This is a genomic window from Streptomyces vastus, assembly GCF_039532825.1.
Taxonomy (GTDB): Bacteria; Actinomycetota; Actinomycetes; order Streptomycetales; family Streptomycetaceae; genus Streptomyces; species Streptomyces vastus.
Genome location: NZ_BAAASJ010000099.1, coordinates 247,660 through 266,754 on the forward strand (window position 1 = coordinate 247,660; position 19,095 = coordinate 266,754).

The window sequence follows — 19,095 nt, forward strand, 5'->3', positions numbered from 1 at the left end:
ATGGACTTCACACCCACACAGGAGCAGGCGGCGGCCCGTGAGCTGGCCGCGCGGATCTTCGGCGACCTGTCCACGCCCGAGCGGCTCGCCGCCGCCAGGACGGGCAGTGACGCCGAGCTGTGGAAGGCGCTGTGCGAGGCCGGGCTCGTGGCCGCCGTGGAGGAGACAGGGCTCCTCGGGCTGGTGCTCCTGTTGGAGGAACAGGGGCGGACGACGGCCCAGGTGCCGTTCGCGGCGAGCTGTGTGTACGGGCTGTTGGCGGTGTCGGCACATGGTTCGGCGGAGCAGCGGGAGCGGCTGCTGCCGGCCATCGGGGACGGGACAGCGGTGGTGAGCGGGGCGCTGCGCGCAGCGGCTGTACGGGAGGAAAGGCCCGGGGAGTTGAGCGGCACCGTCGCCGCAGTGCCGTGGCTCCGCGACGCCACCCACGTTCTGGTCGTGGACGACAAGCGCCGACTGTGGCTGGTGCGGAGCACAGACGCGGAGTGCACTCCCGTCGAGCTGACGGCGCCCTGGTCTGCGGGGCGGCTGACGCTGGACGGCACGCCGGCGGAGCGGCTCGGCGAGGGGGTGTACGAGAGCGGGGTGCGCCGGGACGGGGCGAACAAGGGCAGGCCGTACGACGACGTGCTCGCCACCGCGCGTACCGCCTTCGCGGGGCTGCAGGCCGGGGTGTGCGCGGGTTCGCTGACTCGGGCAGTGGAGTACACCAACACCCGCGAGCAGTTCGGGCGGCCGCTGGCGGCCAAGCAGGGGGTCCAACTCCGGGCAGCGGATGCGTACATGGACACGGAGGCGATACGGGTCACGGCGTACGAGGCGGCCTGGCGACGTGACGAGGGGCTGGAGTACGCCAGTCATGCGCTGACCGCCGCGTGGTGGGCCTCGGAGGCGGGGCAGCGCGTGGTGCACACGGGCCAGCATCTGCACGGCGGCATGGGGGCCGACCTCGACCATCCTGTGCACCGGCACTTTCTGTGGGGGCGGCAGCTGGACGCGTATCTGGGATGCGGGAGCGAACTGCTTCAGGAGCTGGGGGAGTTGATCGTGCACGGAGAGGGCGAGGGAGAGGGGAAGGGGGCGATGGAGGCATGAGCGCCGGTGACGGGCAGATGGTCTGTGTCGGCGATGAGCTGCCGCCCCTGGAGATCGAGATCACCCGCACACTCATCGTCGCCGGGGCCATCGCCTCGCGCGACTACCAGGACGTGCACCACGACGCGGAGCTCGCACGGCAGAAGGGCTCGCCGGACGTCTTCATGAACATCCTGACGACCAATGGTCTGGTCGGCCGCTACATCACGGACCACTTCGGTCCCACGGCCGTCCTCCGCAAAGTGGCGATCAGACTGGGGGCGCCCAACTACCCCGGAGACACGATGGTGTTGACCGGCACGGTCGCGGAGGTCGCGGAGGTCGAGGGCGATGCCGCTGCGAGCAAGACGGTCACGGTGAGGGTGGTCGGGGACAACGGCATCGGCAAACACGTCACAGGGACGGTGACCGTGACGGTCCCGGGCGGCACGGACGGAGTGGGCCGGTCATGAGCGTACGGACGAGGGACGCGCTCGGCGGACGGGCAGCGGTCGTGGGGATCGGGGCCACCGAGTTCTCCAAGGACTCGGGGCGCAGTGAGCTGCGGCTGGCGGTGGAGGCGGTGCGCGCCGCGCTCGACGACGCGGGGCTCACGGCGGCCGATGTGGACGGGATGGTGACGTTCACGATGGACACCAGCCCGGAGATCACGGTTGCCCAAGCCGCCGGTATGGGGGAGCTGTCCTTCTTCTCACGGATCCACTACGGCGGCGGGGCGGCCTGCGCGACCGTGCAGCAGGCCGCGCTCGCGGTGGCGACGGGGGTGGCCGAAGTCGTGGTCTGCTACCGGGCGTTCAATGAGCGGTCGGGGCGGAGATTCGGGTCCGGGGTGCAGCGGCGGGAGCCGTCGGCCGAGGGTGCGGCGCTCGGCTGGGGCCTGCCGTTCGGGCTGCTCACACCTGCCTCCTGGGTGGCGATGGCGGCGCAGCGCTATCTGTACACGTATGGGCTGACGTCAGAGGCGTTCGGGCAGGTCGCGGTCGTGGACAGGAAGTACGCAGCGACCAATCCGGCGGCGTACTTCCACGGCAGACCGATCACGCTCGCCGACCATGCCGCCTCGCGCTGGATCGTCGAGCCGCTGCGGTTGCTGGACTGCTGCCAGGAGACCGACGGCGGACAGGCCCTGGTCGTCACCTCCGTGGAGCGGGCGCGAGACCTGCCGCATCCGCCTGCGGTGATCACGGCGGCGGCCCAGGGCGCCGGCCGGAGACAGGAGCAGATGACCAGCTTCTACCGGGACGATCTGACGGGGCTGCCGGAGATGGGGGTGGTGGCGCGGCAGTTGTGGCGTACGTCCGGGCTGACGGCGGCCGAGATGGATGTAGGGATTCTGTACGACCACTTCACACCGTTCGTGCTGATGCAGCTGGAGGAGTTCGGGTTCTGCAAGCCGGGTGAGGCGGCGGACTTCGTCGCTGAGGAGCGACTGCCGCTGAACACACACGGGGGACAGCTCGGGGAGGCGTACCTGCACGGGATGAATGGCGTGGCGGAGGCCGTACGGCAGCTGCGTGGCACGTCCGTGAACCAGATATCCGAGGCCCGCCGGGTGCTGGTCACGGCGGGCACGGGGGTTCCTACGTCCGGGCTGATCCTGGGGGCGGATGACGGAGGTTGAAAGCGGGGCGATTCCCGCGGGGCTACTCCGCACTGCCGAGTCCCTGAGCCATTCGTACTCCTACGGAACCGCGCGGCGCCCCGTACTACTCCTGTGGGAGGGGTCTCTCAGGGGTGGACCCTCAGGGGTGTGGGCTGTCACGTCCACCTCCAGGAGGTGGAGGTAGCGCTACTCCTACAACCTGAGGCGGACAAGGCTTCAGGACCTCCGGCCGATCCGCTCGAGTAGGGGGCGATCCTAGCGTGGAGCCATGACCACACCCGTCTGCACCAGCGCTTCGAACGCCGCTACGCCAAGGGCGGGGACTCTCGCATACCCGTCGTTCGCGTCGTACGTGAAGGCCCGCCAGCCCGTGCTGCTGCGTACCGCGCGCTCGCTGACCGCGAACCCCAGCGACGCCGAGGATCTGTTGCAGACCGCGCTGACGAAGACATATGTCGCGTGGGAGCGGATCGAGGACCATCGGGCGCTCGATGGTTACGTCCGCCGGGCGCTGCTGAACACGCGGACGTCGCAGTGGCGGAAGCGGAAGGTCGACGAGTTCGCGTGCGAGGAGCTGCCGGAGCCGCAGGCTCCGCCGGCCGGGGATCCGGCGGAGCAGCAGGCGCTTCACGACGCGATGTGGCGCGCGATCATGAGGTTGCCGGCGCGGCAGCGGGCGATGGTCGTCCTGCGGTACTACGAGGACCTGAGCGAGGCCCAGACGGCTGAGGTGCTCGGCGTCTCGGTCGGCACGGTCAAGTCGGCTGTGTCGCGTGCGCTCGGCAAGTTGCGTGAGGACCCGGAGCTGGAACCTGTTCGCTGACGGGTGCGGCGTCGTTGCCGGGAGCTAGCTCGGCCCCTGGCCCCCCGTATTTGCCTGACGGCCTCGTCCTCGAACTCACCCTGCTCTCGGCTTCTCCGCCACGACGGGCTGAATGGCGCTCGGTCGGCCTCACAAAGCCCTGCCTGGCCAAGGAAGCCCTGCACACCCAGGTGATCGATCATCCCGTTACTAGTGACATACCGCGCGGTATGTGCGCACAATCAGCCCCAAACCTTTCACGCCACCGCGCAGGCAACGTCGCCCCGGGAGGACGCCGTGCAGAGCACGATGCAGGACGTACCGCTGCTGATCTCGAGGATCCTGACCCACGGGTCGACCATCCACGGTTCATCGCAGGTGATCACGTGGACCGGCGAGGGGGAACCGCACCGGCGTTCCTTCGCCGAGATCGGGGCGCGGGCCGCCAGGCTGGCGCACGCCCTGCGGGAGCTCGGAGTCGAAGAGGGACAGCCCACCGGCACCTTGATGTGGAACAACGCCGAGCACGTCGAGGCGTACTTCGCGATCCCCTCCATGGGTGCGGTGCTGCACACGCTCAATCTCCGTTTGCCCCCGGAGCAGCTGGCCTGGATCGTGAACCACGCCGCCGACCGCGTGGTGATCGCCAACGGTTCGCTGTTGCCGCTGCTCGCGCCGCTGCTGCCGCATCTGAAGTCGGTCGAGCATGTGATCGTCTCGGGTTCCGGAGACCGTTCGCTGCTGGACGGGGCGTCGGTCCAGGTGCACGAGTACGAGGAACTGATCGCCGACAAGCCGGAGACGTACGACTGGCCGGACCTGGACGAACGCCGGGGCGCGGCCATGTGCTACACCTCCGGGACGACGGGTGACCCCAAGGGGGTCGTCTTCTCCCACCGTTCCGTCTATCTGCATTCCATGCAGATCAACATGACGCAGTCCATGGGCCTCACCGACCAGGACACGTCCCTCGTCGTGGTCCCGCAGTTCCATGTGAACGCCTGGGGGGTGCCGCACGCGACGTTCATGACCGGTGTGAACATGCTGATGCCGGACCGTTTTCTCCAGCCGGGCCCGCTCGCCGAGATGATCGAGAGCGAGAAGCCGACGCACGCCGCCGCCGTCCCCACCATCTGGCAGGGGTTGCTCGGGGAGCTCAAGGCCAAGCCGCGGGACGTGAGTTCGCTGACGCAGGTCACCATCGGCGGCTCCGCCTGCCCGCCCTCGCTCATGAAGGCCTTCGACGAGCTGGGCATGCGGGTCTGCCACGCCTGGGGCATGACGGAGACCTCCCCGCTCGGCACGATCGCCCGGCCGCCGGCCCATGTGGTCGGTACGGACGAGGAGTTCAGGTACCGCCTCACGCAGGGCCGTTTCCCCGCGAGCGTCGAGGCCCGGCTGACCGGCCCCGGCGGCGAGCGGCTGCCCTGGGACGGCGAGTCCGCTGGCGAGCTGGAGGTACGCGGTCCATGGATCGCGGGCGCGTACTACGGCGGCCATGGCGCCACGGAACCCCTGCGCCCTGCCGACAAGTTCAGTGAGGACGGCTGGCTCAAGACCGGTGACGTCGGCACCATCAGCCCCGACGGCTTCCTGACCCTCACCGATCGCGCCAAGGACGTCATCAAGTCGGGAGGGGAGTGGATCTCGTCGGTGGAGCTGGAGAACGCGCTCATGTCCCACCCCGACGTCGCCGAGGCCGCCGTAGTTGCTGTCCCCGACGAGAAGTGGGGCGAACGCCCGCTGGCCACCGTCGTCCTCAAGGAGGGCGCCACCGCCGACTTCAACACCTTGCGCGCCTTCCTCGCCGACGAGGGCAGAATCGCCAAGTGGCAGCTCCCCGAACGCTGGACGGTCATCGAGGCGGTGCCGAAGACCAGCGTTGGCAAGTTCGACAAGAAGGTGCTGCGCAGGCAGTACGCCGCGGGCGATCTGGACATCACGCAGATCTGACGGATCTGAGAGATCTGACGCTTTGGGCGCCGGTATGTGAGTTGGTCGGTATGTGAGTCGGGGCGCTGTTTCACGTGAAACAGCGCCCCGACTCACATATGCGAAACCGATCAGTTCGTGCCGATCCGCGCCAGCAGTTCCACGATCCTGCTCTGCACCTCGGCGCTCGTCGAGCGTTCGGCGAGGAACAGGACCGTCTCCCCCGCGGCCAGGCGCGGGAGTTCGGACTGGTCGACGGCGGCGGTGTAGACGACGAGCGGGGTGCGGTTCAACTGGCCGTTCGCGCGCAGCCAGTCGACGATTCCGGCACGACGGCGGCGTACCTGCATCAGGTCCATCACCACGAGGTTCGGCCGCATCTGCGCGGCCAGGGTGACAGCGTCCGAGTCGGACGAGGCCCTGGCGACCTGCATCCCGCGCCGCTCCAGCGCCGAGGTCAGCGCCAGCGCGATCTCCGCATGCTCCTCGATGAGCAGCACACGCGGTGGGTGCTGCTCGCTGTCACGGGGCGCCAGCGCCTTCAGGAGTACGGCAGGATCGGCGCCGTAGGCCGCCTCGCGCGTCGCCTGCCCGAGTCCCGCCGTTACGAGCACCGGAACCTCGGCGGCGACGGCGGCCGTACGCAGCGACTGGAGCGCCGTACGCGTGATGGGCCCGGTCAGCGGGTCGACGAACAGCGCGGCCGGGAACGCGGCGATCTGCGCGTCCACCTCCTCGCGCGAGTGCACGATCACCGGCCGGTAACCGCGGTCGCTCAGCGCCTGCTGCGTACCGACGTCCGGCGCGGGCCAGACCAGCAGCCGGCGCGGGTTGTCCAGGGGCTCCGGGGGCAGCTCGTCGTCCATCGGCTGCAGCAGGGGCTGGTTCGCGACCTCGACCGCGCCGCCGGGGCCGTCGAGCGGCTCGGGACCTTCGTCGGCGTTCTCGTCCGGGGCTCCTATGGCGTACGAGCGGCCGGGGCCCTCGGTGGCGTCGGCCGGCCGGGGCTCGGGTGCGGGCGCGTTCGGTTGGGGCTGGGGCGCCGCAGTCGGCTGCGGGTGCGGGCGAGCCGCCGTCTCGGGGTGCTCGCCGACGGATTCGGGCACGGGGGCGGGCTCGGGGAGGGCTTCGTTACGGGTGCCGAGCTTGCGGCGGCGGCCGGAGCCGTTGGTCGCGTGAGGGGGCGGCGTCGGGACTTGAGGCTGGGACTGCGCCTGGGGTTGCCGCTGAGGCTGAGCCTGCGGCTGGGGAGCCACCAAGGGCGTGGGCTGGTTCGGCTGGGGCTGCTGGGCGTCGCTCATACGGCGACCGAACGGGACGCCCTGCCCGAGGGTACGGACGCTGAAGGCGCGGCCCTGGGTGGAGTTGGGGTCCACGGGGGGCGCGGCGGCAGCGGGCGCTGCGGGGGGTGGGGCTTCGGCGGGGAGCGGCTGGGCCGTGCGAGGTGCGTCCGCTTCGGCCGGGGCCGGGGCCGGGGCCTGGGCGGCGGGGGCTGCGGCCTGGGGCGCCGGGGCTTCGCCCGAGCCCGGCCAGGGCTGTGACTGGGACTGAGGGCTCGGGGCTGACATGGGCTGGGGTTGCGGCTGAGGCTGGGAGTTCTGCGCGACGGCGGTGCCCTGAGACGACGTACCCGCAGCGGGGACACCGCCCGCAGGCGTGGTCGCGGCAGCGGCCTCCGCGGGAATTCCCTGCGGAGGTACGCCCTGTGCCGGGACCACCGGCTGAGGCGTGCCCTGCCCGGCAGCCCCCGGAGCGGTGACGCTCTGGCCAGGAGCTCCCTGCTCCGGAACGCCTTGCGCGGCGACGGCATGTCCGGGAAAGCCCTGGGCGGAAGCATCACCTTGCGCGGGAACCCCCTGAGCGGGAGTGAGTTGTGCGGGAGCCCCTTGAGCCACCGCCTGTGCGGGCGCCATCTGCCCGGGAACACCTTGCCCCGCCCCCATGGCGTCCCCCTGTCGGGCACGCCGCCGCCCGGTAGGAGCCGACACCGGATGCGGCTGTGGCGGAGTGTGGTCCTCGGCAGGATCGTGCAGGGCCGCATCATGACGCCCATCGTCGGCCTGCTGCTGTCCGGCCTGCTGCTGTCCGGCCTGCCCGTGCCCGATCTGCCCGTGCCCGATCTGTCCGGCCTGCACCTGTCCGGCCTGCTGCTGACCGGTCTGCCCGTGACCGACCTGCACCTGCCCTGTCTGCCCGTGGGGCGGCTGCTGAACGGCGTACCCAGGCCCGCGGTCCGCCTCCGCCGGCGGCAGCGCGAACACCGAGCGCGGTCCGGCCTCCTGAGCGGCCTGGCGTTCGGCCGCCGCGGCCAGCGCACGCCGACGCCGCCCGGTCGGTCGGCCGGCTCCGTCACTGCCATGGCCCGACGGCAGCGCTGCAGGCAGCGCCTGCCGTTCACCGCCGACCTGGCGCGCACGCTGCCCCTCTGGCGCGGGCACGCCCTGCGGAGGCACCGTCGGCCCGAGCCCGGTAGCCGCGGCACCCGCGGCATGCTCGGCTGCCGTCACGACCGCACCCTCGGCAACTCCGCCGCCGCTTTCCGCGGGACTCGGCCGCCCCCGCCGCCGCCCGGTCCCACCGGACACCTGGGAACCCTCACCGGTGCCCTGCGCAGGAACGGGCACCTGCGCCATCTGCGATTCATTCGCCGCGGCCCGCCTGCGCCGCCGCCCGGTGGGCGCGGCCGCCCCGGTCTCCGTTCCCGTCGTTCCCGTCCCTGCCCCGATCTCGGCCGAGGGCGTGACATCACTCTCCAGGAAGGCGTCCACCGAGGCACGCCGAGCCCGCCGTCGCCCGCCACCCGCCTGAGCGGGGACCTGGGGAACCTGTTCGGGCAACGCAAGCGCGGAACCAGGCCCACCCTCCGCCGAGGCGCCCGAGCCCGCAGCCACATCCGCACCAAGGTCCGGCGCCGGAGCCTGAGCGGAAACCGCCCCGGCCCCACCCCCGATGGGCACCTCCAGCACAAACGCACTGCCGCTCATCCCCGGCACCTCGTGCGTCTGCAGCACTCCACCGTGCGCCCGCACGATCCCGCGCACGATCGGCTCGTGCACCGGGTCTCCCCCGGCATACGGCCCCCGCACCTCGATCCGTACGACCTCGCCGCGCTGGGCCGCCGCCACGACGACCGTGTTGTCCATGTAGCCACCGGCCGAGACCGGCGCGTTGCCCGTCGAGTCGACGCCAGCGACGTCCGCGACGAGGTGCGCGAGCGCGGTCGCGAGCCGCTGGGGGTCGACCTCGGCCTCGATGGGCGGCGCGTGCACGGCGAACTGCACCCGCCCGGGCCCGATCAGCTCGACGGCTCCGTCGACACCGGCCGCGACGACCGCGTCGAGCATGACCTTTGTCCGTACGACGTTCTCGGCCCCGGCGTCGAGCCGCTGGTAACCGAGCACATTGTCGATGAGGGTGGTGATCCGGGAGTAGCCGGCCGCAAGGTGGTGCAGTACCTGGTTGGCCTCGGGCCACAGCTGTCCGGCATCGTCGGCGGCGAGGGCGGACAGGTCGCCGCGCAGCTGGTCGAGCGGGCCGCGCAGGGACTGCCCGAGCACGGCTAGCAACTGCTCGTGCCGCGCGGCCAGCGCCTCGTACCGGTCTTTCTCCCGCTCGGCGAGCGCCGCGTACCGGTCGTCGCCCGCGGCCAGCTCCTCCTCATGCGTCTCGCGCAGCCCGGCGAGCTCCTTGCCGTGCTGGTCCCGGAGCGCGTTCAGCGCCGCGGCATGCTCCTCGGCAACCCGCGCGAGCTCCTCCTGATGCCGCAGGGCAGCCGCGTCCTTCTCCTCGACAAGTGCGTCGTACGCCCGCCGGTCGGTGAAGGTCATCACGGCGCCGACGAGCTGGTCCCCGTCCCGCACGGGCGCGGTCGTCAGGTCGACGGGAACCTGGTCGCCGCTCTTGGACCACAGCACCTGTCCCCGCACCCGGTGCTTGCGCCCCGAGCGGAGAGTGTCGGCGAGCGGCGACTCCTCGTACGGGAAGGGGGTGCCGTCGGCGCGCGAGTGCAGCGTCAGCGGATGCAGTTCCTGCCCGCCAAGGTCGCTGGCCCTGAAGCCGAGAATCTGCGCGGCGGCCGGATTGACGAGGACGACCCGCCCCTCCGTGTCGGTCCCCACCACGCCCTCGGCGGCGGCCCGCAGAATCATCTCCGTCTGCCGCTGCGAACGCGCGAGTTCAGCCTCGGTGTCGACGGTGCCGGAGAGGTCGCGTACGACAAGCATCAGCAGCTCATCGCTGGTGTAGCCGGAACTGTCGTACGCCTGCTGGCCGTTCTCCAGATTCGCGCTCGTGACCTCGACCGGAAACTCGCTGCTGTCGGTGCGCCGGGCCATCATCCGCCGCGGCTTGGTCCGGCCGCGCGGATCGATGCTGTCGGGCCGGCGCATCGACCCGGGGATCAGCCGCGAGTCGAACTCGGGCAGCAGGTCGAGCAGTCCGCGCCCGACCAGAGCCGTGCCCGGGGCCTCGAAGGTCTCCAGGGCGATGGTGTTGGCGTTGACGACGGTCCCATTGGCGTTGACCAGCACCAACGCATCAGGAAGCGCGTCCAGTATGGCTGCGAGGCGAGCAGCGCCTCGGGATGGCCTGCTGCTCACGAGACGCTTCCTCCCTGTTACCGCACCTTGCCGACCGCGGAGGCCATCTTGCCAACCGGTCCGCGACGTGTCACGCGAGGGAGTCTACGGGCAGAGGTTGCGCTCGCGACGCCGGATGAGAGGGAGGTCGCACGCAGAAGAGACGTAGAGAAGACGCAGAAGCTGTGACCTCGTCCTTAGCCCTCGTCCGCGGCCCTCCCCCTTCAGCAGGCCGGGGGCCACTCAGGAACCGAGCCCCGGAAGTACGGGCACCATGGCGTCCCACCGCGCGATCTCACACCCGTCACCGCGCTCGTACGTGGCGTCGACGGGCCGCCCGGCCCACGTACCCGTGACGCGAGCGGTGGCCGGACCGCCGTACTGCATCGTGCACATCCCCTCGGGCTCGACAGGCGCGAACGGGTCCTCACCCCAGCCCATCCGTCTGTCCAGCCGCTCGCAGGCGCCCCCGGCGTCGGGATGACTGCCGCCCTCCGGATGACACTCCAGCTCGTACGTCCCGTCCAGCCCGTCCCCCGCGTCGCTGACCGTCACCGTGAGGCGGTCGCTGTCGGGAGCCGGCGGCGGCATCTGTGGAAGCGACGCGGGGGGAAGCGGTTCGGCGTACGCGGCCGGGGGCGCCGCTGCGAGCACGGCGAGGGAGGCGGCGGCGGAGGCGGCTGCTGTGAGGGCGAGACGGCGGAACATGGGGGGCTCCACGGGGTGGGGGGGGCGGGATGATCGGGCTGTGGTCGGTTCTGTGGTCGAATCGCTGGTCCGGGGCACAGGCCCCATCCCTTTAACGCTGCCCGCCCCGCGACGTTGCGCCGCGTTACGCCTTTGCCCTTCGCCCTTTCCGCCTAGTACCGTAGGGGGCGATTGGTGACACCCCGCTGGGCTGTGTCATCATCTGCACGCACCACTCGCGCTCGCGCGGGAGGCTGTGCTGGAGGCGTCGCCTAGTCCGGTCTATGGCGCCGCACTGCTAATGCGGTTTGGGACTTCAATCCCATCGAGGGTTCAAATCCCTCCGCCTCCGCCTCATGATCCTGAAGCCCTGGTCACGACTGGCCGGGGCTTCGGTCGTTCATCGACCCTTCGAAGGCTGTTTCCGCAGGTCATGCAGGGTCCGCTAAACGGATTTCGCCAGGCGCCACCAGTCATGTAATGTTGTTCCCGCAACGCCGACCGGGCCCAAAAACCCGCCAGGAAGAGCCAACACAACAGAACACACAGGCACTCGTAGCTTAACGGATAGAGCATCTGACTACGGATCAGAAGGTTGCAGGTTCGAATCCTGCCGAGTGCACTCGGAAGTACCAGGCCAAGGCCCTGATTCCTCTTCGGAGGGTCGGGGCCTTCGTCGTGACCTCTCATAATTTCGCACATCCGCTGTTGATCTTGCCTGGCTGAGCAGCTCGCGAACTTGTCCGAACCCGCCTTCAGGGTCTGCGGATCGGGGTGCACGTAAGTCCACCGCACGCCGCAGACCTCGACGGGGCGCAGCCCGATCAGCGACAGCAGCATCACCGCGTGCAGCCGGTCGGAGACGACGTGCGCGAGGAACGTCCCGACCTCGTCCCCAGTCCATGGCTCCTGCTGCCGCTTCTTCGCCTTCGCCGCGTTGCGGGCCCCGGGGTGGTCACGTACCGCAGATGTCCTGCAAGCCCTGATGCGTCTCGGCGCCAAGGCGTTCCCGAAAGAGGTTACCGATAGGCCAACTGTTCGAGAACAAGATGGTAAGCAAGGTCAACCATTCCACCAACTCCCCGGTCTAGCCATCAGTTAGCTGGATGAGACGGAGATACGGGGACGCATGAAGATTTCCTCCGCGTTACGTAATGATTTCGGCATCGGGGGCACGATCCGGACGACGCACAACCTTGCCCGGCAGCACGACGTCGAGATCGCCTCGGTGCCCGGTCAGCGCGACGAGCCGGTGTTCCAGCGGAACCCGTGCGTGCGCCTGCGCCACCTCGCAGAGGTCCACGGGGACGGCCCGGGATATGACGGGGACGCCGCAGACCGGGCGCCGGCCCGGGCCTTCCCGTGCGGGTCGGGTCGCCACGGCCAGGCCAGCGCGCTCACCGACCGCCGCATGGCGGAGCACCTCTCCACGGTCGAGGTCATGCGCAGCGGCCTGCCCGTCGTCTCCACGGACTGCCCGCCCGGCCCGGGGGAGATCGCCGAAAACGGCGTGGATGGACTTCTCGTCCAGGTCGGCAACGTCGGGGCCGTCGCCGAGGGCCTGCTCGAACTGATCAACGACAAGGCGCTGCAGCATCGGATGGCGGGTGAGGTGCTCAAGGACTCGGAGCGCTTCGACCCGGCTGGGATCGCCGAGTGCTGTGAGCCGATCGCCGCTGCACCGCAGGCGGCTGACTTCTTCAACACCATGGTCCGCTGGGAGGCGCCGTGATCCGCAACAGATTTCGCACATCCACCGCTGCTGCCGCCACGGCCACAGCGGCGAATGCCACGCAGGCGGGTATGCCCAAACTGATTCACGTCATATGGATCGGCAAGAAGGCCTTCCCCTACCGGGACAACTTCCGCACCTGGAAGAAGCACAACCCCGATTACCAGGTCCAGCTCTGGACCGACAAGAACCTCCCCGCACTGCAAAACCAGTGGGTCTACGACGCCCTCGCCGACCAGCCGCCTGCCGTACGGGCCGACCTTCTCCGCCTTGAGCTCCTAGCCCAGTACGGCGGCATCTACACCGACGCCGACTCCTGGTGCACCCAGCCCATCGCCCCCCTGATCGACGGCCTGCCCCTGTTCGGCATGACCGGCAATAAGGGCAACGTCCAGAACGCCACCCTCGGCACCGTCCGGAACCACCCCGCCTACCGCATGATCGTCCAAGGCGCCGGAGCACGCTACCTCCGCCTGGCCTACCTCAAGCGCAACAAGACCGAGAAGTACGAGGTCTTCGACATCTTCGGCACCCGCTACATCACCCCCATACTGCGTTCCTTTCCTGACTTCACCCAGATCGACCGAGGTGCGGTCAGGGGAAGTCGCCGCCTGATATGCGTTGAGGGCCAGGACGACACCAGCGAGGCATTCATCGTCCACGCCAACGCAGTCAGTTGGAAGAAGCCGGGTAGCGACAACCGGCTCACGCTCACTCCGGCCCGCCCCGAAATGTAGAGATGGAGAAACGGATGATCACTGTCTCCAGCGCACCATCAGGACATTGGCATGTTGCGCTGGGCTGATGCCGGCCGTCAGCTGGGCCGGTAGTGAACCGCCGGTGGCTGCGTCCGGTGATCAGTAGCAGTGGCGATCACGGCGGAGACGACAGCGGTCGCGGCGAGGGTCCCCATCATGATCAGTCCCACGCCGACTGCGAACAGGCCGCTGGTGTCGTCCGACCAGTCGTAGAAGGCGGCTGCGGTCAGGCCGGCTGTGGGGCCGAGCACAGCGCCTACGAAGTAGCGCTGGGATGCCGCCCAGCACACCGGTACCAGCAAGGTCAGCACCAGCCCGATCACCTGCCACGTCTCGTACGGGCCGGTCATCGTGCCGTCCGGCTGCAGGTCGTATTGCTGGTCCCAGCCCAGCCAGGCAGCCCACATCGCTATAGAGACCCCAGCCGTGACGAGGATCGACAACAGATGGAGAACGGATTTCCGTAGTCCTTGGCTCATCAGTCCTTGGCTCATCTCCCAAGCGTTTCGGCTCAAGGCGTCACCGACCAGGGCACAAGTACTCAGCACTCCCTGAGTACTTCGGGGCGCCCGCGGCTGTTCGAGGGATACACGGGGCGAATCCGGCGGGATTTCTCCCGGCGGTGGCATCCCTTGAGGGGACGAATGAGGGGACGAATGACGGACGAAAGGGAGACGCGATGCCGCTCTATCTATCGAGGTTCAGCTACACGCCGGAGACTTGGGCCAAGTTGATCGGTCACCCGGAGGACCGTGCTCAGGCCGCTCAGTCGTACATCGAGTCCGTCGGCGGGAAGCTCCACGGCTTCTGGTACGCCTTCGGCACGCATGACGGCTACAACCTGTGGGAGGCGCCGGACAACGTGTCCATGGCCTCGGTGGCGCTGGCGATCAGTGGAGGCGGCGCGCTCAGCTCGTTCGAGACGACCGTCCTCCTGACCGTCGATGAAACACTCGAGGCCCTGCGCACAGCCGGGCAGGTCCAGTACCGGGCTCCTGGCGCGTCCACATAGACGGCAGCCCTGGCCGCGACCACGGCATACACAGGTGAGAGGTCCCCGGTGAATCACCGAGGACCTCTTGTCAGTGGTGCCCTTTACGCTTTCGGTGATGGCACAAGTGTGGAGATGTACGGGGCTGCGGTGGGATGTCGAAGGGCCCGTGCTCGGGTGGGGTGGTGGGCGGAGCAGTGCGTTGTCGTGGGGGAAGCGGGTGGCGTTCGCGGTGGTCGACGGGGGTGTGCGGACGTGCGTGGGGGCGCGGGGGAACGGCTGTCCGGTGCGGGCTGTCGTGTCCGGGCGGAGTGTCGGGGCGCAGTGTGAGGAGTGTGCGCGGCTGGAGCGGGCGCACTCTGTTGCCGCCGATACCGTCGCCGATGATCCGCGGCCGTATCACGTGTATCTCGCGTGGTTCGGGAGCGGGATGATCAAGGTCGGGATCACCGCTGTGGAGCGGGGAGAGGCGAGGCTGCTGGAGCAGGGGGCCGTTGTCTTCAGCTGGCTGGGGCGTGGGCCCCTGATGGCGGCCCGGCGGAGTGAGGAGTTGTTGCGTACGGCGTTGGGGGTGCCGGACCGGATCGCGTACGACGCCAAGCGGGCCGTACGCAGTGCGTTACCGGAGGCGGCGGTGCGGGCGGGCGAGGTCGAGGCGCTGCATGCGAAGGCCGTGGGGCTCGGTGGGTGGCCGGAGTCCCTGGAGCGGATGCCGTTCCTGGCTGTCGATCATGCCGGGGTGTTCGGGCTCCACGGGTTGCCGTCGGCTGTGGGCGTGGTGAGTGAGCTCGTGGCGGGGGGTGTCGTGAGGGGGGAGCTGGTGGCTGCCGCCGGGCCCGATCTGCATCTGGCCGATGAGCGTGGGGTCGTCGTGCTCGATACGCGGCTGATGAAGGGGTGGGAGCTGAGTGCCGCCGGTGAGGGTGAACCGGCCGGTGCGGTGACGGTGCCGGTGCCGGTGCGGGAGTTCGGGGGGTTGCAGGGCGGGATGCAGGACGGGCTCTTCTGAAAGGCGCCGAAAGGCGCTGATCGTCGCTGGACGTCATATGGGGTGCGCGTCGAGAGTGGGGGACATGAGCGATCAATCCAGTGGGCCTGTCGCCGAGCATGAACCGCCGTACTACGCCGTCGTGTTCACCTCCGTGCGGACCGAAGGGGACAACGGATACGGCGAGACGGCCGAGCGGATGGAGGAGCTGGTGAAGGAGATCCCGGGGTTTCTCGGGATGGATTCGGCGCGGACGCCGGGCGGGCTCGGGATCACCGTCGGGTACTTCCGGGATGGCGAGGCCATCGAGGAGTGGCGGGGCGGCATGGAGCACCGGGCGGCGCAGAAGCAAGGGCGTGAGAGCTGGTACGAGAGCTACACCGTCCATTTCGCGAGGGTCGAGCGAAGCTATGGGTTCCGGCGTGGCCAGGGCTGAGGGGGAGGACGGGGCGGCGGCCGGGTCTTCGCAAGTAGGCGCCGACGTCCGGTCGGCTTCGGACGGCGCTGATTTCCAGTCGGCTCAAGAAGGCGCCGAAGTCCGGCAGTTCTGGGAGCGGCTCGGGCTGCCCGGGCTCGTCGACGTCCATACCCACTTCATGCCCGAGCGTGTTCTGCGGAAGGTCTGGGAGTACTTCGACGCCGTCGGTCCACTGACCGGCCTCGAGTGGCCGATCACCTATCGGGGCGAGGAGGATGAACGGACCGCTGTCCTCAGGCAGTTCGGCGTGCGCGCGTTCACGGCCATGCTCTACCCGCACAAGCCGGGCATGGCCGAGTGGCTGAACGGGTGGGCCGTCGACTTCGCCCGCCGGACCCCTGACTGTCTGCATACGGCGACCCTGTTCCCCGAGCCGGCCGTGACGTCGTATGTGCGCAGGGCGGTGGACGACGGGGCGCGGGTCTTCAAGGCACATGTGCAGGTGGGGGCGTACGACCCGGCGGACGAACTCCTCGATTCCGCCTGGGGGTTGCTCGCCGAGGCCGGGATACCCGTCGTGATCCACTGCGGGTCCGGGCCCGCGCCCGGCAAGCACACGGGGCCGGAGCCGATCCGGCGGGTGCTCGCCCGGCACTCCCGGCTGCGGCTCGTCGTCGCGCACATGGGCATGCCCGAGTACGAGGACTTCCTCGGCCTCGCCGAGCGGTACGGCGAGGTGCGTCTGGACACGACGATGGCGTTCACCGACTTCAGCGAACGGTTCGCGCCTTTCCCGCGTCGGGCGCTGCCCCGGCTGGATGCCCTCGGTGACCGTATTCTGCTCGGCTCCGACTTCCCGAACATCCCGTACGCGTACGTCCATCAGCTCCACGCGCTGGAGCGGCTCGGGCTCGGGGACGACTGGCTGAGGGCGGTCTGTTACGGGAACGGGGCGCGGCTCTTCGGGCTGTGAGCATCGCTTCGTGTCGTGCAGCCCGACAGCCCGACACCCGACGGCCATGCAGTCCGGTAGCCCGGCAAGCCGGACAAGGGCTTCCCAGAGGAGTTCCCTGAGGGGCTCCTGTGCGTTTCTCAGGCAATTCACAGGTTCCCGCAAGGGTGTTCTCAGAGCCGCCCAGCAATGTGTTGGCTATGACCACGACCTCGCCCCAGGGGCGCACCGAACTGCTGAGGCCGGACGGGAGCCCCGTCCGCGTGCTTGTGGTGGACGACGAGCAGTCGATCACCGAGCTGTTGTCCATGGCCCTGCGCTACGAAGGCTGGCAGATCCGCAGCGCGGGGGACGGGACCGGGGCGGTGCAGACCGCCCGGGAGTTCCGGCCCGACGCCGTGGTGCTCGACATGATGCTGCCCGACATGGACGGGCTGGCCGTTCTGGGCCGCCTGCGCCGCGAACTGCCCGACGTCCCGGTCCTCTTCCTGACGGCGAAGGACGCCGTCGAGGACCGTATCGCCGGGCTGACCGCGGGAGGCGACGACTACGTCACCAAGCCGTTCAGCCTGGAGGAAGTCGTCGCGCGGCTGCGCGGGCTGATCCGTCGCTCCGGCGCCGCCGACCGGCGCTCCGACTCCACGCTCGTCGTCGGCGATCTCATGCTGGACGAGGACAGCCACGAGGTGTCGCGCGCGGGGGACAACATCCACCTCACCGCCACCGAGTTCGAGCTGCTGCGCTTCCTCATGCGCAACCCGCGCCGGGTGCTCAGTAAGGCGCAGATCCTCGACCGGGTGTGGTCGTACGACTTCGGCGGTCAGGCCAACGTCGTCGAGCTCTACATCTCCTACCTGCGCCGGAAGATAGACGCCGGGCGCGAGCCGATGATCCACACGCGGCGCGGAGCCGGTTACCTGATCAAGCCCGCCGCGTCATGAGCGGACGACGACAGCTGCGGAAGCAGCGGCGCCGACAGCCTCGGACGCTGCGGACGCGGCTCGTCGTCGCGTCTGTCGTGCTGATCGCGGTCGTGTGTGCGGTGATCGGCACGGTGACCACGATTGCGCTCCGCTCACACCTGTACGAGCAGCTCGACGACTCGGTGAAGGGTGCGGCCATGCGGGCGGCCGGGCCCGAGGAGCTGGTCGGCAAGGAGCCCCCAGTCGGCAATAAGTCGCAGACGCTGTCGGAGTTGGTCGGCCGAGGCCCGCAGCCGAGCAACGGCGGAACGCTCGCCGCGAAGCTCGCGGGCGGCAACATCACCGAGGCCAAGGTCGGCAAGAAGTCCGAGGGCGACGGCGGGGTACCCGAATTCAAGCCCGAGTCACTCACCTCGGCGCAGCAGGCCGTCCTCGAGGACGTGCCGCGGGACCGCGAGCCGCACACCGTCGACCTTCCGGGCCTCGGCGAGTACCGCGTCCAGTACCAGAGCGGCATCGACGGTGACTACTACGTCGGCCTGTCCACCGAGGACGTCACAGAGACCCTCAACACCCTCATCCTCGTAGAAGCCAGCGTCACAGCCGCCGGTCTGGCCGCCGCCTCCCTCGCCGGCGCCACCATCGTGAGCGTCGCCCTCCGCCCCCTCCGCCGAGTCGCCGCCACCGCCACCCGAGTCTCCGAACTCCCCCTCCACAGCGGCGAGGTGACCCTCAACGAGCGCGTCCCCGAGTCCGAGACCGACCCCCACACGGAGGTCGGGCAGGTCGGTGCCGCTCTCAATCGCATGCTCGACCACGTCCACGGAGCGCTGCACGCGCGGCAGGAGAGCGAGACGCGGGTACGGCAGTTCGTGGCGGACGCCAGCCATGAGCTGCGTACGCCCCTCGCGTCCATCCGCGGATACGCCGAACTCACCCGACGCGGAAGGGAAGAGACCGGGCCGGACACCCGGCACGCGCTGGGCCGGATCGAGTCCGAGGCCGGGCGGATGACCGGGCTCGTCGAGGACCTGCTGCTGCTCGCGCGGCTCGACGCCGGGCGCCCCCTCTCCTACGAGCACACCGACCTGTCCCCGCTGATCGTGGACGCCGTGAGCGATGCCCGCGCGGCCGGGCGCGAGCACAACTGGCGGCTCGAGCTGCCGGACGAACCCGCGCTCGTGCAGGCCGATGCCGCCCGTATCCAGCAGGTCGTGGTGAACCTGTTCGCGAACGCCCGTACGCACACCCCGCCCGGCACCACGGTGACCGCACGCGTGCACCGGCAGGGCTCCTGGGTGTGTATGGACGTCCAGGACGACGGGCCCGGCATTCCGCCGGAGCTTCTGCCGCGTGTCTTCGAACGGTTCGCGCGGGGCGACTCGTCTCGTTCGCGCGCCTCGGGATCCACGGGTCTCGGGCTCGCCATCGTGCAGGCCGTCGTGGCCGCGCACGACGGTGCGGTGACCGTGGACAGCGTGCCGGGACGGACCGTCTTTACCGTGCATCTGCCCGCGCTGGCCGCCGAAGTGCCCCATTCTCATGAGGCCTTCATTTCGGAAACAAATTCGCAAACGTACTCACAGGCACAGCACAGCACCACCACACGGGTACAACAGGGCACTTGACGACAGTCG

Annotated in this window: 16 protein-coding genes and 2 tRNA genes; 15 read left to right on the forward strand and 3 right to left on the reverse strand. The window is 69.6% G+C overall.

Annotated features, from left to right (window positions below):
* From ABD357_RS32700 to ABD357_RS32720, 5 genes are all read left to right on the forward strand, one after another.
* Positions 1-1,095, forward strand: a complete 1,095-nt coding sequence (locus ABD357_RS32700) for an acyl-CoA dehydrogenase family protein (RefSeq protein ID WP_344394637.1) — start codon at positions 1-3, stop codon at positions 1,093-1,095.
* Entirely contained in the window at positions 1,092-1,547 is a 456-nt protein-coding gene (locus ABD357_RS32705; RefSeq protein WP_344394638.1) for a MaoC family dehydratase, read from the forward strand. The genes ABD357_RS32700 and ABD357_RS32705 overlap by 4 nt, the downstream gene beginning before the upstream one ends.
* Positions 1,544-2,716 (forward strand): lipid-transfer protein, encoded by a 1,173-nt coding sequence (locus ABD357_RS32710; protein ID WP_344394639.1) that lies wholly within the window; start codon positions 1,544-1,546, stop codon positions 2,714-2,716. Before ABD357_RS32705 ends, ABD357_RS32710 begins: the two co-directional genes overlap by 4 nt.
* 250 nt (positions 2,717-2,966) lie before the next feature.
* Entirely contained in the window at positions 2,967-3,521 is a 555-nt protein-coding gene (locus tag ABD357_RS32715; protein WP_344394641.1) for a SigE family RNA polymerase sigma factor, read from the forward strand.
* Positions 3,522-3,797: 276 nt separating this feature from the next.
* Positions 3,798-5,453 (forward strand): long-chain fatty acid--CoA ligase, encoded by a 1,656-nt coding sequence (locus ABD357_RS32720; protein ID WP_344394642.1) that lies wholly within the window; start codon positions 3,798-3,800, stop codon positions 5,451-5,453.
* A 110-nt stretch (positions 5,454-5,563) separates the two neighbouring features.
* Here ABD357_RS32720 and ABD357_RS32725 read toward each other — a convergent pair whose 3' ends face one another.
* Positions 5,564-10,030, reverse strand: a complete 4,467-nt coding sequence (locus tag ABD357_RS32725; protein WP_344394643.1) for a hybrid sensor histidine kinase/response regulator — start codon at positions 10,028-10,030, stop codon at positions 5,564-5,566.
* Between the two features lie 222 nt (positions 10,031-10,252).
* Entirely contained in the window at positions 10,253-10,717 is a 465-nt protein-coding gene (locus ABD357_RS32730) for an SSI family serine proteinase inhibitor (protein WP_344394644.1), read from the reverse strand.
* A 240-nt stretch (positions 10,718-10,957) separates the two neighbouring features.
* Here ABD357_RS32730 and ABD357_RS32735 point away from each other — a divergent pair.
* The 4 genes from ABD357_RS32735 (at position 10,958) to ABD357_RS32750 (ending at position 13,165) form a co-directional block, all read left to right on the forward strand.
* Positions 10,958-11,048, forward strand: a tRNA-Ser gene (locus tag ABD357_RS32735).
* A 197-nt stretch (positions 11,049-11,245) separates the two neighbouring features.
* Positions 11,246-11,318: transfer RNA gene (locus ABD357_RS32740), tRNA-Arg, on the forward strand.
* A gap of 507 nt (positions 11,319-11,825) precedes the next feature.
* Positions 11,826-12,428 carry a glycosyltransferase gene (locus ABD357_RS32745; RefSeq protein WP_344394645.1) on the forward strand — a complete coding sequence of 201 codons (603 nt, stop codon included), beginning with the start codon at positions 11,826-11,828 and terminating at the stop codon, positions 12,426-12,428.
* A 71-nt stretch (positions 12,429-12,499) separates the two neighbouring features.
* Positions 12,500-13,165: a glycosyltransferase family 32 protein gene (locus ABD357_RS32750; protein ID WP_344394646.1), complete on the forward strand. Its 666-nt coding sequence runs from the start codon at positions 12,500-12,502 to the stop codon at positions 13,163-13,165.
* A 77-nt stretch (positions 13,166-13,242) separates the two neighbouring features.
* Here ABD357_RS32750 and ABD357_RS32755 read toward each other — a convergent pair whose 3' ends face one another.
* Positions 13,243-13,665: a hypothetical protein gene (locus ABD357_RS32755; RefSeq protein WP_425585108.1), complete on the reverse strand. Its 423-nt coding sequence runs from the start codon at positions 13,663-13,665 to the stop codon at positions 13,243-13,245.
* A gap of 200 nt (positions 13,666-13,865) precedes the next feature.
* Between ABD357_RS32755 and ABD357_RS32760 the strand changes: the two genes are divergently transcribed.
* The 6 genes from ABD357_RS32760 to ABD357_RS32785 all read left to right on the forward strand — a co-directional run bounded on the left by ABD357_RS32760 (position 13,866) and on the right by ABD357_RS32785 (position 19,086).
* Complete coding sequence (locus tag ABD357_RS32760; RefSeq protein WP_344394648.1) at positions 13,866-14,198, forward strand: GYD domain-containing protein; 333 nt, start codon at positions 13,866-13,868, stop codon at positions 14,196-14,198.
* A 97-nt stretch (positions 14,199-14,295) separates the two neighbouring features.
* Positions 14,296-15,186, forward strand: coding sequence for a DUF2797 domain-containing protein (locus tag ABD357_RS32765; RefSeq protein ID WP_344394649.1), 891 nt, complete (start codon positions 14,296-14,298; stop codon positions 15,184-15,186).
* Positions 15,187-15,250: 64 nt separating this feature from the next.
* On the forward strand, positions 15,251-15,601 hold the full coding sequence (locus ABD357_RS32770; protein ID WP_344394650.1) for an antibiotic biosynthesis monooxygenase family protein: 351 nt from the start codon (positions 15,251-15,253) through the stop codon (positions 15,599-15,601).
* On the forward strand, positions 15,576-16,556 hold the full coding sequence (locus ABD357_RS32775) for an amidohydrolase family protein (RefSeq protein ID WP_425585102.1): 981 nt from the start codon (positions 15,576-15,578) through the stop codon (positions 16,554-16,556). Before ABD357_RS32770 ends, ABD357_RS32775 begins: the two co-directional genes overlap by 26 nt.
* A gap of 179 nt (positions 16,557-16,735) precedes the next feature.
* Positions 16,736-17,476 carry a response regulator transcription factor gene (locus ABD357_RS32780; RefSeq protein ID WP_328770423.1) on the forward strand — a complete coding sequence of 247 codons (741 nt, stop codon included), beginning with the start codon at positions 16,736-16,738 and terminating at the stop codon, positions 17,474-17,476.
* A complete protein-coding gene (locus ABD357_RS32785) occupies positions 17,473-19,086 on the forward strand; it encodes a sensor histidine kinase (protein ID WP_344394651.1) in 1,614 nt (537 codons plus the stop codon). Before ABD357_RS32780 ends, ABD357_RS32785 begins: the two co-directional genes overlap by 4 nt.
* Positions 19,087-19,095: the final 9 nt, after the last annotated feature.

Bases quoted from the DNA above. Each gene is read 5' to 3' on its own strand.
- ABD357_RS32700 (WP_344394637.1), top strand. From the start codon at position 1: ATGGACTTCACACCCACACAGGAGCAGGCGGCGGCCCGTGAGCTGGCC.
- ABD357_RS32705 (WP_344394638.1), top strand. From the start codon at position 1,092: ATGAGCGCCGGTGACGGGCAGATGGTCTGTGTCGGCGATGAGCTGCCG.
- ABD357_RS32710 (WP_344394639.1), top strand. From the start codon at position 1,544: ATGAGCGTACGGACGAGGGACGCGCTCGGCGGACGGGCAGCGGTCGTG.
- ABD357_RS32715 (WP_344394641.1), top strand. From the start codon at position 2,967: ATGACCACACCCGTCTGCACCAGCGCTTCGAACGCCGCTACGCCAAGG.
- ABD357_RS32730 (WP_344394644.1), bottom strand. From the start codon at position 10,717: ATGTTCCGCCGTCTCGCCCTCACAGCAGCCGCCTCCGCCGCCGCCTCC.
- ABD357_RS32745 (WP_344394645.1), top strand. From the start codon at position 11,826: ATGAAGATTTCCTCCGCGTTACGTAATGATTTCGGCATCGGGGGCACG.
- ABD357_RS32750 (WP_344394646.1), top strand. From the start codon at position 12,500: ATGCCCAAACTGATTCACGTCATATGGATCGGCAAGAAGGCCTTCCCC.
- ABD357_RS32755 (WP_425585108.1), bottom strand. From the start codon at position 13,665: ATGAGCCAAGGACTACGGAAATCCGTTCTCCATCTGTTGTCGATCCTC.
- ABD357_RS32760 (WP_344394648.1), top strand. From the start codon at position 13,866: ATGCCGCTCTATCTATCGAGGTTCAGCTACACGCCGGAGACTTGGGCC.
- ABD357_RS32765 (WP_344394649.1), top strand. From the start codon at position 14,296: ATGGCACAAGTGTGGAGATGTACGGGGCTGCGGTGGGATGTCGAAGGG.
- ABD357_RS32770 (WP_344394650.1), top strand. From the start codon at position 15,251: ATGAGCGATCAATCCAGTGGGCCTGTCGCCGAGCATGAACCGCCGTAC.
- ABD357_RS32775 (WP_425585102.1), top strand. From the start codon at position 15,576: ATGGGTTCCGGCGTGGCCAGGGCTGAGGGGGAGGACGGGGCGGCGGCC.
- ABD357_RS32780 (WP_328770423.1), top strand. From the start codon at position 16,736: ATGACCACGACCTCGCCCCAGGGGCGCACCGAACTGCTGAGGCCGGAC.
- ABD357_RS32785 (WP_344394651.1), top strand. From the start codon at position 17,473: ATGAGCGGACGACGACAGCTGCGGAAGCAGCGGCGCCGACAGCCTCGG.